This window comes from Microbacterium lemovicicum (assembly GCF_003991875.1).
Taxonomy (GTDB): Bacteria; Actinomycetota; Actinomycetes; order Actinomycetales; family Microbacteriaceae; genus Microbacterium; species Microbacterium lemovicicum.
The window spans coordinates 1,806,212-1,817,837 of sequence record NZ_CP031423.1; the positions used below are offsets into that span (position 1 = coordinate 1,806,212).

Here is an 11,626-nt window from a genome sequence, read left to right on the forward strand (position 1 = left end):
GACCTCCATGGTCGTCGGCACGGGCGTGCCTGTTCGTGTGTTCAGCGGGGGGTGAGCGCAGTGACGACGATGTCCCAGTGCGGGACGTCGGCGGGTGTCGGGATCTGGGTTCCGGGAAGGGATGCTGCCGCCGCCCCGTACACGACGGCCGAGCGCAGGCACTGCGCGGGGTCTCCCCCGGCGTCGGCGGCGATGAGGTAGCCGGCGAGCGAGCTGTCACCGGCGCCGACGGTGCTGGCCACGGTGATGCGCGGGGCGGCGGCGCGGAGCGCCTCGTCCGCGGTCACGAGCAGCGCCCCGTCCGCTCCCAGCGTGACGAGTACGGCGCCGACGCGGTCCGCGACGAGCGTCTGAGCCTGGCGGACGGCCGCGTCGAGCACCTCGGCGGCGGGGGCGGGCCCCTCGCCGACGAGCTCGGCGAGCTCGTCTTCGTTCGGCTTGATCAGGTCGGGGCGGGCGTGGGCGACGACGTGTGCGAGTGCCGCGCCGGAAGTGTCGACCGCGATCCGCGGAGCGGAGCCCCGGGATGCGCCGCGGACGGCCTCCACGACCTCGGTGTAGAACCCGTCACCGGCGCCCGGCGGCAGGGAGCCGGCCAGCACCACCCAGTCGGCGCCGCGCGAGGCGGTCACGATGCCGTCGATGAGAGCGGCCTTCTCGTTCCGGTCGAGCTGCGCGCCGGGGAGGTTGATCTTGGTCGTGGTGCCGTCGGGGTCGGCGACGGTCAGGTTCGCGCGCACGCGCCCGGCGACGTCGATGCGGCGGATGTCGACGCCGGTGCGCTCGACGAGCGCCAGATACGGGTCGTCGGCCGCGGACGGCAGCACGGCGACGGTCGCGACGCCCGCGGCGGAGAGCGCGCGGGAGACGTTGACGCCCTTGCCGCCGGCGTCCTCGCGGGAGTCCGCGGCGCGCTGCACCTCGCCGTGTGTGAGCGGCGCCGTCAGACGTACGGCGCGGTCGAGCGACGGATTGGCGGTGACGGTGACGATCATGCCGTCCACACCTCCACGTCGGCCTCGTCGAGCGCGGTGCGCAGGACGGCGGGCGGCTCGGCGTCGGTGACGAGGATGTCGAGGTCGGAGAGCGCGGCGAAGGAGACCAGCCGCTCGGTCTCGAACTTGCTCTGATCGGCCACCAGGACGATGCGGCGCGCGCTGCGGACGATCGCGGCCTTGACGGCCGCCTCCTCGGGATCGGGCGTGCTCGCGCCGAAACCGGCCGACAGGGCGTTGGTGGCGACGAACGCGATGTCGGGACGCAGCCCGGAGATGGCGCGAACCGTCTCGGCGCCGACCGCGGCCGCGGTGACACCGCGCACGCGGCCGCCGATCAGCGAGAGCGAGACGGTCTCGACGGAGGCGAGCGTGTGCGCCAGGTAAAGGGAGTGGGTGACCACTTCGGCCGTGCCGCGGGTCGCGAGGAGGCGGGCGGCGAGCTGATCGGCCACCGCGTTCGTCGTGGTGCCGGCATCGAAGAAGATCGAGCCGCGGAAGTCCTCGCCCAGCACGTCGAGCGCACGATGGGCGATGGAGCGCTTCGAGTCGCTGTGCCGCGCGACGCGGTCGGCCACGGACGGCTCGACGAGGCTCGCCCGGTCGAGGGGCACGGCGCCGCCGTGCACGCGCCGCAGGGCGCCGGAGCGCTCGAGGGCATCCAGGTCACGGCGGACGGTCTCGGTGGTGACGTCGAAGTGCGTGGCGAGCTCGAGCACGCCGACGCGCCCGGACTGCAGCAGCATCCGCTCGATGACCTCTTGTCGCTCCGTCGCGTACACCCAGACTCCCTTGTTCCGTGTCCACACGATACAACACAGAACCACACAGGGGAAGAGTCAATACAACAGAAAACAACACGAGGCGGCACGGGAACGAACCCGCCATCAGGGCGGGCGCGCGGAGGGGGTCAGTGCTCGATGACGCCCTGGAGCTCGACAGCGACCTGGATCGAGGCGATGGTCTCGCGCTTGTGCAGGTTCTCGACCTTCGCCGCACCGCCTAGCGAGAGCAGCGGGACGAAGATGAACGACTCGTCGAAGGCGAGCTCGCCGTGCGCCGCCACGGCCTCCGGGAAGAGATCCCAGTGCAGGCTGTCGGACAGCTCTTCGGGACCGTCGAGCTTCACGAGGAAGAGGAACTTCCCCAGGGTGGTGTTGAGTCCCACCGTGCGCCCCTCGCGATAGAGGATGCCGATGACCCCCACGCTGGGCTCCCAGGTGATCAGGTCGCCGAGACCGGTGACCATGATCGGGACGGCGATGCCGTCGCCCTGCGTCTTCCCGATGCAGTCGCCGACCTTCTCCTCGTAGAGCTTCGGGTCGATGATGCGCAGGAAGCCGTGCGCGAAGGTGCCGTACCCGTACTTCTCCCAGATCTCCACGAGCTCGTCGGGCACGCGGCCGCGATACTCCTCGACGATCTCCGGCGGAACCGGCGCGTGCGCTGCGAAATCGGAGATGTCCACCATGGCTTCCAAACTATCGGAGGATGACATTGATGCTGACGTCGTCCAGGTTCACGCCGGGGTTGTTGTTCACGAAGTCGATGATCGCCCTGTCGATGTCGCCCACCCGCGATCGCCACTGCGAGCCGAGCGAGGAGTTCACGCCGGCGTCGCCGACTCCGGAGATGTCGGTCGCATCTCCCCCCGCGATCCCGTCCAGGCGGTGCAGGGCGGCCTGGGTCTTCATCCACTCCCTGGCCTGCGCCTCGGCTCCCCGTCGACTCAGGCTCGGGTCCGCCTCACGGAGTCTGACGATCTCGTCTCTCAGCGCGACCTCGCGCACGTTCTGCTGCGCCCGGACCGAAGCGGGCGTGCGACCATGCTCGAGGTAGTCGATGCGGTTGCGCAGCCAATCGCCGGCCGATGTGCGCTGCAGGGTGTCCATCTGCTCGTTGTACTGGGTGTTGAACGCCTGCGAGCTGTGATTCGGATTCTGCGTGAAGGGACGGATGTTGACGTCGACCGTGTCGTCATATCGGTCGAGGTCGCGCACCTGCCTCACGACGTTGTCGAGGTGGTCGTTCATGTTGTCGGTGACCTGGTGCAGCTTGTCCTTCGCGTGCACGCCGCCCCTGAGCGCCGCCTGCTTGAGTTCGCGCAGGATGGGCTTGATCGCGCTCATCAGTCGTCCCCTCCGAAGTCGAGCGCCGAGAACTCGGAGAAGAACGTCGACGTGATCGTCTGGATGTCCGAGCCGTGCAGCTTGAGCGTCGACTGCGCCTCCTCGAGCGCCGCGAGGTCGGCCTGGAACTCGTCCGAGTCCCCCGCCGTCGCCTCCACCATGGGAGCGTCGAGGATCGCGTCGATCACCGCCGGCAGCTTCTCGGCCAGTGGCTCGATCGCCATCGGCGCCAGCTGATTGAGCAGCTGCTCGACCGCGATGTCGACCGCCGCGTTCAGCAGCTTCTTCTTGATCAGCAGCATGGGGCCGGCGCCGAGCGCGGTGAAGGGATTCGTCAGCATGGCGACGAGCGTGATCATCGTCGACGTCACATCGACGATGACCTTCATCTTGAGGGCGAAGATCGCCTCGGCGCCCACGTCCATCGCCGTCGCCGCGGGCGGCATCAGGTCGATGAGCTGCTGGAGGTTCTGGGAGCGGTTCGTGTTCCAGGCGCCCATCGTCGCCGGACCGGTCTGGCCGCGCAGGGCGCCCGCGAGGTCGCCGTTGACCTTGGTGTCCACGGCCTGGATGACGCTCTCGAGATCGGTGCCCAGATTGCGAACGAGCGTCGCGCCCGTGCGCACCTCGTCCTCGTCGACGTCCGGCCATTCGAACCCGAGCTTCTCCATGATCCACACGAGCTCGTTCGGCAGCATCATCCCCACAGCGACCACCTCCGACACCGAACCTACGGATGCCTCGTCCCGGCCGCCATGGGCAGGACTCCCCGTGCGCGTGCCGACCGTTCGCTGCGGCCGTGAGGACACTCCACGCGAGCCGACGGCGCGGTACCGTCGAGCGGTGTCCGCCGTTCCCGCCGCCGAGGTCGTCATCACCGCGGAGCTGGTGCGGTCGCTGCTGCAGAGTCAGGCCGCGCACCTGGGGCCTGCGGCATCCGCTCCTCTCCGGCACGCGGGCAGCGGATGGGACTGCGAGCTCTGGCGGCTCGGCGATGACCTCGCGGTGCGGATGCCGCGGCGAGCCCTCGCCGCGCCGCTCGTACTCCACGAGCAGCGGGTGCTGCCGGTGCTCGGTCCGCGGCTGCGCGCTGCGGGGGTCGAGGTGCCCGAGCCCCTCTTCGCCGGTGCGCCCGGGCATGGGTATCCGTGGGTGTGGAGCGTCGTCCCGTGGTTCGACGGCACCACGTCCTCGATGACGGGTCGGGCCGAGCGTTCACGCTGGGCGGGCGCCCTCGGGCGGGCCGTCTCGGTTCTGCACTCCCCCGCCCCCGCTGACCATCCGCGGAATCCCTTCCGGGGCGGACCGCTGTCCGGCCGGGCGGATGCCGTCGCGGCGCGGTTCGAGGGGGCGTCGCCCGCGCTGCCCGTCGAGGTGCGACGCGTCGCGGAGATCGCCTGGGCTGACGGGATATCCGCATCCGGGTGGGAGGCGGCACCCGTGTGGATCCACGGCGATCTGCATCCCGGCAATCTGATCGTGCAGGGCGACCGGCTCGGCGCGCTGATCGACTTCGGAGACGTCACCGCGGGCGACCCCGCCTACGACCTCGCGATCGCCTGGCTCGCCTTCGACGCGACGGGACGCACGTCGTTCCGCGCCGCGTACGGGTCGCGCGCCGATCAGTACCTCTGGACGCGTGCGCGTGCGTGGGCCGTCGCGATGGCGCTCCTGCTCATCGCCCACGGCGACGACGATCCGGCGGCGCATCGCGAAGGACGCGCCGCGCTGCGGGAGATCATCGGCGACGAGCCGCGGCTCAGCTGAACTGGGTGCCGATCGCCTCGTCGACGCGGATAGCGCCGTCGCGGTAGGTCAAGCGCGCGACGCTCCCGACGGGCAGGCCCTCCACCACCTGGGGCACCATGCCCGGATAGACCATCAGGTCGAACATCGGATCCATGCCGCGCGGCACGCAGGCCCCGCCGTAGGTGCCCGCGGCGTCGGTGGTGACGACGAGGCAGGATCCGCCGGTCCGTGTCGGGGCGACCCACACCGTCACACCCCGGTATGTCTCGAATCGCTGGGCATCACCCTCCTCGATGCCGAACGACTGGGCGTAGCCGTCGTCGAAAGCAGACAGCCGCTCCTCCGGGGTGCTGGACACGGCCTGGAGCGTGGCGGCGGGTTGCGGGGTCAATAGGGTCATGCCGCCCCAGATCGCCGCGGCGCCCACCGCCGCGCCGGCCAGTGCCGCGACCCAGACCGACCGCCGCCGCCACCACGAGACGGCGGGGCTCGGAGCAGGGTCCGTCGTCGGCCCGGCACTTCCGGGGGAACTTGTACGGGGCGCCGGGCCGGGCGAGGCGGCCGCATCGACGGTCGTCGTCGTCACGGGCGACGTCTCGGCTCCCACCGACGACGCGACGTGCGCCACGACCGCGCGATCCACGACGGCGCGGTCGGTCGCCCGGGCGCGGACCACCTCTTCCAAGGCGTGCAGACGACGGAGGGCGTCCGGATCACGCGCGATGTCGGCTGCCGGGCCGTACGCCCGCCGGCGCAGCTGTTCGAGCTCCCGCTCGTCGGCGTCCTCGTCGGTGGCCATCAGTCCGGCATCCATCGGATCATTATCGCCGGGCGCACGGACGCCGTGGTCGGGATGACTGCTGGAACCAGAAAAACCCCCGCTGAGCGGGGGTTTCACACTGGCTGGGGTACCTGGACTCGAACCAAGAACAAAGGTACCAGAAACCTCCGTGTTGCCAATTACACCATACCCCAAGGCGGCGGAAGCAAGTCCGTGCCGAGGATCAACTCTACGCGACGAGAGCGCCTCCGCCAAACCGGAGGGTCAGCCGCGCTCGACCAGAGCACCCAATCGGCGCAGCGACTCGGCCTTCCCGAGCAGCTCCATCGACTCGAACAGCGGCGGGGAGATGCGACGACCGCTGACGGCAACCCGGAGCGGACCGTAGGCGACACGCGGCTTGAGCCCCAGGCCCTCGATGAGGGCGCCGGACAGCGCCTCCTGGATCGCCGCAGCCGCGAACTCCGATTCCGGCACCAGCTCGAGGGCGCCGACCGAGGCGACGAGGACCTCGCGGGCGTCGGCGGGCAGTGCCGTCACGGCCTCCTCGTCGTAGGCGACCTCGTCGACGAACAGGAAGCCGAGCAGAGCCGGAACCTCCCCCATCAGCTGCACCCGTTCCTGCACCAGCGGTGCGGATACGGCGATCAGCGCCCGCTGCTCCGGCGTGGGCTCGGGCGCGACGAATCCCGCCTGGGCGAGATAGGGGACGATACGCTCCGCGAAGTCCTCGGGCGCCAGCATCCGGATGTGGTCTCCGTTGATGGACTCCGCCTTCTTCTGGTCGAAGCGCGCCGGGTTCGGGTTCACCTTCTCGATGTCGAAGGCCGCCGTGAACTCGTCGAGCGAGAACACGTCGCGGTCCGGTCCGATCGACCAGCCCAGCAGTGCCAGGTAGTTCAGCAGACCCTCGTGGATGAAGCCCTTGTCGCGCTGGAGGAAGAGGTCGGCGCGCGGGTCGCGCTTGGAGAGCTTCTTCGTGCCGTCGCCCAGCACCAGCGGCATGTGGGCGAAGCGCGGGATGTAAGTCGTCACTCCGGCGTCGATCAGGGCGCTGTAGAGCGCGAGCTGACGGGCGGTGGACGGCATCAGGTCTTCGCCGCGGAGCACGTGCGTGATGCCCATCAGCGCGTCGTCGACGGGGTTCACGAACGTGTAGAGCGGGATGCCGCCGGCGCGCACGATCACGAAGTCGGGGAACGAGCCGGCGGGGAAGGTGACCTCGCCGCGGATCAGGTCGACGTAGGTGAGGTCGTGATCGGGCACGCGCAGGCGCCACGCGGGCTCGCGACCCTCCGCGCGGAACGCCGCACGCTGCTCGTCGGTGAGATCGCGGTCGAAGTTGTCGTAGCCCAGCTGCTTCGCGCGGCCGGCGGCGGTGTTGCGGGCGTCGATCTCCTCGGCGGTCGAGTAGCTCTCGTAGACGGCGCCGCTCGCGATGAGCTTCGCGAGCACGTCGCGATAGAGGTCGTGGCGCTGCGACTGCCGGTAGGGGGCGTGCGGCCCGCCGACCTCGACGCCCTCGTCCCAGTCGATGTGCAGCCAGCGCAGGGCATCCAGCAGCTGGAGGTAGCTCTCCTCGCTGTCGCGCGCCGCGTCGGTGTCCTCGATGCGGAAGACGAGTTTTCCGCCGTGGTGGCGGGCGTACGCCCAGTTGAACAGCGCCGTGCGGACGAGTCCGACGTGCGGGAGGCCGGTCGGCGAGGGGCAGAAGCGCACGCGCACCTCGGAGCCGGTGGCGGTCGTGGTGCGGGGATCCGGTGCAGAAGACATCCGCTCCAGTTTAGCCGCGGGCGCGCCCGTCCCCTCGAGCGTCCGAGCTCTCGACGACCCGGACGAGGGCGGCGAGGGTCGTGCGCACCGACGGCACCCGGTCGGCTCCGTGCGCGGTGACCGTGTGGAGCGTGCGCTCGTCGCCCGCGGGCAGCACGGCGGTGACGATCCCGGGCAGAAGGGGGAAGGATGCCACGCCCAGCCGCGGCAGCGTCGCCACCCCGATCCCCTGCGCCACGAGGCCCTCGACCGCCACGACGTTGTCGGTCTCGAAGGTGATGCGCGGGACGAACCCCGCGCGGCCGCAGACCTCGAGCAGGTGTCCGCGGCACTGCGGGCACCCCGCGATCCAGTCCTCCTCCGCCAGCGCACGCAGCTCCACGCGCCCCTCGCGCACCGCCGGATGGCCGACCGGCAGCACCGCCACCAGCTCGTCCACCCCGACCGTGCGCACCGAGAGTCCGCGCGCGCTGGTGCGGTGCGGATCCTCCCGGTCGCCGGGATAGCTGAAGGTCAGCGCGATGTCGGCGCGGTCCTCGCGGACGGCGGCCACAGCCTCGGCCGGCTCGGCCTCGACGTACGTGAGCGTCACTCCCGGGTGCGACGCGGCGAGGTCGGCGAGCAGGCGCGGCACCAGGGTGGGCGAGGCGGACGGGAACCCGACGAGACGCACTGTGCCAGCGCGGAGGCCGCGCAGGGCGTCGAGCTCCTCCGCCGCGGCATCGAGCGCCGTCGTGACGGCAGGGGCGTGCCGGGCGAGGATGCGGCCCGCCTCCGTCAGGCGCACGGCGCGGCCCGCCCGCTCGAGCACGGCCACGCCGAGCCGGCGCTCCAGCCGCTTCATCTGCTGCGAGACCGCGGGCTGGCTGTAGCCGAGAGCGGCGGCGGCCGACGTGATCGAGCCGCCGTCGGCGATGGCCTTGACGACGCGCAGCGCCTGCACGTCGATGTCGGCGTCGGCCGGCTCGCTCTCGGTCACCCGCCGAGCATAACAAGACGGCATGCATCGCATGAGAAACCGGCCGTAGACGAATGCGACCGGGCTGGGGATGCTGGTTCCATGCCTCCCGCACCCGTCGCCGATGTCGTCCTCGACGTAGGACGGGCAGCATTCTCGGGTGGCCGCGACTACCTCGCGGCCTGCACGCTGGGTCTGCCGCCGACCACGGCCGTCGAGGAGATGCGCGTCCACCTCGACGACTGGGCGGCGGGCCGGCCCGATGCGGGGGCCTACACCGCGGCCGTCGAGCGCTCGCGCGGCCTCTACGCCGGCCTGGTGCATGTCGACCGCTCCCGTGTGGCGATCGGCTCCCAGACCTCCGTCTTCGCGGCGCTCGTCGCGGCCTCCCTCCCCGACGACGCCGAGGTGCTGTGCGCCGAGGGCGACTTCTCGTCGCTCGTCGTGCCGTTCGTGCGGGCGGGGCGCGGGATCACGGTGCGGACGGCTCCTCTGGCCGACCTGGCGGCGTCCGTGCGCGCGGACACCGCCCTGGTCGCCTTCTCCCTCGTGCAGTCCGCGACCGGCGACGTGGCCGATGCCGACGCGATCGTGCGGGCCGCGGCAGCCGTCGGCGCACCGACCTTCTGCGACGTCACGCAGGCCGTCGGATGGATGCCGGTGGATGCGGGGATGTTCGACATGACCGTGTGCCACGCCTACAAGTGGCTCTGCGCCCCGCGCGGCGTCGCCTTCTTCACCGCGTCGCCGCAGGTGGTGGACTCCACCCGGCCGATCTTCGCCGGCTGGTACGCCGGCGCCGATCCGTGGACCTCCTGCTACGGCGGCGACATCGAGCTGGCGCCGGACGCGCGCCGTTTCGACGTCTCGCCCGCATGGCAGGCCTTCCTCGGAGCCGAGCCCGCACTGGCGCTGTTCGCCTCGCTCGACGCGCAGGCCGTCCTCGCGCACACGACCGGCCTCGCGGAGCGCTTCCGCCGAGGGCGGGGCATGGATGCTGCAGCCCGTCCGTCCGCCATCGTGACGTGGACGGATCCGACCGGCTGCGACCTCGCGCGCCTGGCCGGCGCCGGCATCACGGCGTCGGGGCGGGCGGGTCGCGCGCGCGTCGCCTTCCACGTGTTCAACGACGCCGACGACGTCGACCGGGCGCTGCGGGCCCTCGGGGTCTGACTCAGCGTCGTCGCGCGAGCGGCGAGAGCGCCACGACGACGGCGACGATGATGAGCGCGACCAGCGCCAGACCGCCGTACCCGATCAGGCCGAGCACGACGCCCGCGAGGATCGCACCGGCGGCTCCCACCAGGCTCATCGTCAGGTCGCTGCGGCCCTGGCGACGGGTGCGGAGCGCGACCGAGGACGCCTCGGTGAGCAGCGCGGAGCCCGCCACGGTGGACGCGCTCCAGCCGAGACCGAGCACCACGAGCGCCACGGTGACCGCCGCCGTGCTGTCCTGACCGAGCGCCGCGGTGAGCAGCGACACGAGCAGCAGGCCCTGTCCGATGAGGATGACGGGCACGCGGCCGATCCGGTCGGCGAGGATGCCGAAGACAGGCGACAGGGCGTACATGCCGGCGATGTGCAGACTGATGGTGAAGCCGATGACGGTGATGGATGCCGCGTCGCCCTCGCCGTGCATGAGGTGGAGCAGATGCACCGGGGTCATCGCCATGACGGCGACCATGACACCGTGGGCGCCCGCGACGGCGAAGATCGCGTAGCGGGCGGCGACCGGCCGGTCGGGTCGCGGCGCCGCACCGCCCGCCGAGGCGGCCGCCGCCGACACCCGCGCCGCCAGCAGGAGCGGGTCGGGGCGGAGCGCGGCGAGGTACAGGATGACGGCGAGCACCTGTGCGACGACGGTGAAGGCGAACGGGCCTGTGAGCGGTGGCATGCCCAGGAGGTCGCCGACGACGGCACCCGGACCGACGAGGTTCGGCCCGAGGACCGCCCCCAGCGTGGTCGCCCAGACGACCACCGACAGATCCCGGCCGCGCGTGGCATCCGTCGCCAGGTCGGTCGCAGCGAAGCGGGACTGCAGGTTCGCTGCCTGACCCGACCCGATCAGGCCGAAGCCGACGAGGAGCAGGGGGAAGGACGCCGCCCGCACCGCGGTGACGACGATGATCACGCCGACGAGGGCGATCAGCATGCCGACGCTGAGGGCGAGCCGCCGTCCTCGGGCGCGGGCGAGCCGCGCGAGCGGGATCGCGAGGATCGCCGTTCCGAGCGTCACCCCCGCGGTCGCGAGTCCCGACAGGGCGTCCTGTCCGGAGAGCTGCTGCGCCAGCACCGCTCCGAGGGAGACGGTGGCGCCGAACGCGAGCCCGCCGAGCACCTGACCCGCCGCGAGCACCGTGACGGTGCGACGCTGGATGCCCGCGACGGCCACCGCATCACGCCCGTCGATCATCCCGCGATCGGCGGCGGTGCCCGTCATGGCTGTGCGTCCGGGTCTCAGGCGTCGCGGACCGTGTTGCGGAGCGTTCCGAGCCCGGCGATCTCCACCTCGACCACGTCGCCGGCCGTGAACGGGCCGACGCCCGCGGGCGTGCCGGTGAGCACGACGTCGCCGGGCAGGAGGGTGAAGGCGGCGGAGGCGTAGGCGATGATGTCGGCGACGGTGTGGACCATCTCCGACAGGTCGCCGCGCTGGCGCACCTCGCCGTTCACGCGCGACTCGATGGCCCCCGACGACGGGTCGAACTCCGTCTCGATGACGGGACCGAGCGGGCAGAACGTGTCGAAGCCCTTCGCCCGCGCCCACTGGCCGTCGCTGCGCTGCAGGTCGCGGGCGGTGACGTCGTTGGCGATCGTGTAGCCGAAGATCACCTCGTGCGCGCGCTCGGCGGCGACGTCCTTCGCGATGGAGCCGATGACCACGGCCAGCTCGCCCTCGAGATCGGTCTGCGAACTCTGCCGGGGGCGGACGATGGTGTCGCCCGGCCCGATCACCGCGGTGTTCGGCTTGAGGAAGAGCAGGGGCTCGGCCGGAGCCTCTCCCCCCATCTCGGCGGCGTGGTCGCGGTAGTTCTTGCCGACGCACACCACCTTCGACCGCGGAATCACGGGCGCGAGCAGCACGGCGTCGCCGACGGGCACGCGCTCGCCCGTCGTGTCGAACCCCGCGAAGAGCGGATCGCCTGCGAGGACGACGAACTCGCCGTCGTCGAGGATGCCGTAGCGGATGCTGTCCCGGTGACTGAAGCGTGCGATCTTCACCGCTTCACCCTATCGAGAC

At 71.5% G+C, this 11,626-nt stretch carries 12 protein-coding genes and 1 tRNA gene; 2 read left to right on the forward strand and 11 right to left on the reverse strand.

All coding sequences use genetic code 11. The features are described 5' to 3' along the window. Window positions 1-41 precede the first annotated feature (41 nt). From pfkB to CVS47_RS08460, 5 genes are all read right to left on the reverse strand, one after another. Window positions 42-995, reverse strand: a complete 954-nt coding sequence (gene pfkB / locus CVS47_RS08440) for a 1-phosphofructokinase (protein ID WP_164734618.1) — start codon at window positions 993-995, stop codon at window positions 42-44. Continuing rightward, the gene (locus tag CVS47_RS08445; protein ID WP_127095690.1) at window positions 992-1,777 is read right to left on the reverse strand and encodes a DeoR/GlpR family DNA-binding transcription regulator; all 786 of its coding nucleotides are present in this window, start codon (window positions 1,775-1,777) and stop codon (window positions 992-994) included. The genes pfkB and CVS47_RS08445 overlap by 4 nt, the downstream gene beginning before the upstream one ends. A gap of 128 nt (window positions 1,778-1,905) precedes the next feature. Beyond that, the gene (locus CVS47_RS08450; protein ID WP_127095691.1) at window positions 1,906-2,466 is read right to left on the reverse strand and encodes a GAD-like domain-containing protein; all 561 of its coding nucleotides are present in this window, start codon (window positions 2,464-2,466) and stop codon (window positions 1,906-1,908) included. A 10-nt stretch (window positions 2,467-2,476) separates the two neighbouring features. Beyond that, window positions 2,477-3,124, reverse strand: coding sequence for a polymorphic toxin type 15 domain-containing protein (locus tag CVS47_RS08455; protein WP_127095692.1), 648 nt, complete (start codon window positions 3,122-3,124; stop codon window positions 2,477-2,479). Continuing rightward, window positions 3,124-3,825: a WXG100-like domain-containing protein gene (locus CVS47_RS08460; RefSeq protein WP_127095693.1), complete on the reverse strand. Its 702-nt coding sequence runs from the start codon at window positions 3,823-3,825 to the stop codon at window positions 3,124-3,126. Before CVS47_RS08460 ends, CVS47_RS08455 begins: the two co-directional genes overlap by 1 nt. Window positions 3,826-3,967: 142 nt before the next feature. Here CVS47_RS08460 and CVS47_RS08465 point away from each other — a divergent pair, with 142 nt between their 5' ends. Further along, entirely contained in the window at window positions 3,968-4,891 is a 924-nt protein-coding gene (locus CVS47_RS08465) for an aminoglycoside phosphotransferase family protein (RefSeq protein WP_127095694.1), read from the forward strand. On the opposite strand, the gene CVS47_RS08470 is transcribed toward CVS47_RS08465, so the two are convergent. The 4 genes from CVS47_RS08470 to CVS47_RS08485 all read right to left on the reverse strand — a co-directional run bounded on the left by CVS47_RS08470 (window position 4,884) and on the right by CVS47_RS08485 (window position 8,406). Then, window positions 4,884-5,687, reverse strand: coding sequence for a hypothetical protein (locus CVS47_RS08470; protein ID WP_127095695.1), 804 nt, complete (start codon window positions 5,685-5,687; stop codon window positions 4,884-4,886). The two genes, CVS47_RS08465 and CVS47_RS08470, sit on opposite strands and share 8 nt — an antisense overlap. An 86-nt stretch (window positions 5,688-5,773) precedes the next feature. Next, window positions 5,774-5,848, reverse strand: a tRNA-Gln gene (locus tag CVS47_RS08475). A gap of 70 nt (window positions 5,849-5,918) precedes the next feature. Next, the gene (gene gltX, locus CVS47_RS08480) at window positions 5,919-7,427 is read right to left on the reverse strand and encodes a glutamate--tRNA ligase (protein ID WP_127095696.1); all 1,509 of its coding nucleotides are present in this window, start codon (window positions 7,425-7,427) and stop codon (window positions 5,919-5,921) included. Between the two features lie 10 nt (window positions 7,428-7,437). Continuing rightward, window positions 7,438-8,406: a LysR family transcriptional regulator gene (locus CVS47_RS08485; RefSeq protein ID WP_378790546.1), complete on the reverse strand. Its 969-nt coding sequence runs from the start codon at window positions 8,404-8,406 to the stop codon at window positions 7,438-7,440. A gap of 81 nt (window positions 8,407-8,487) precedes the next feature. Here CVS47_RS08485 and CVS47_RS08490 point away from each other — a divergent pair, with 81 nt between their 5' ends. Then, entirely contained in the window at window positions 8,488-9,558 is a 1,071-nt protein-coding gene (locus tag CVS47_RS08490; protein WP_127095698.1) for an aminotransferase class V-fold PLP-dependent enzyme, read from the forward strand. 1 nt (window position 9,559) lies between these two features. Here CVS47_RS08490 and CVS47_RS08495 read toward each other — a convergent pair whose 3' ends face one another. Together CVS47_RS08495 and CVS47_RS08500 are read right to left on the reverse strand one after the other, a co-directional pair. Then, window positions 9,560-10,825 (reverse strand): MFS transporter, encoded by a 1,266-nt coding sequence (locus CVS47_RS08495; protein ID WP_241240078.1) that lies wholly within the window; start codon window positions 10,823-10,825, stop codon window positions 9,560-9,562. Between the two features lie 17 nt (window positions 10,826-10,842). Continuing rightward, the gene (locus CVS47_RS08500; protein WP_127095699.1) at window positions 10,843-11,607 is read right to left on the reverse strand and encodes a fumarylacetoacetate hydrolase family protein; all 765 of its coding nucleotides are present in this window, start codon (window positions 11,605-11,607) and stop codon (window positions 10,843-10,845) included. Window positions 11,608-11,626 lie beyond the last annotated feature (19 nt).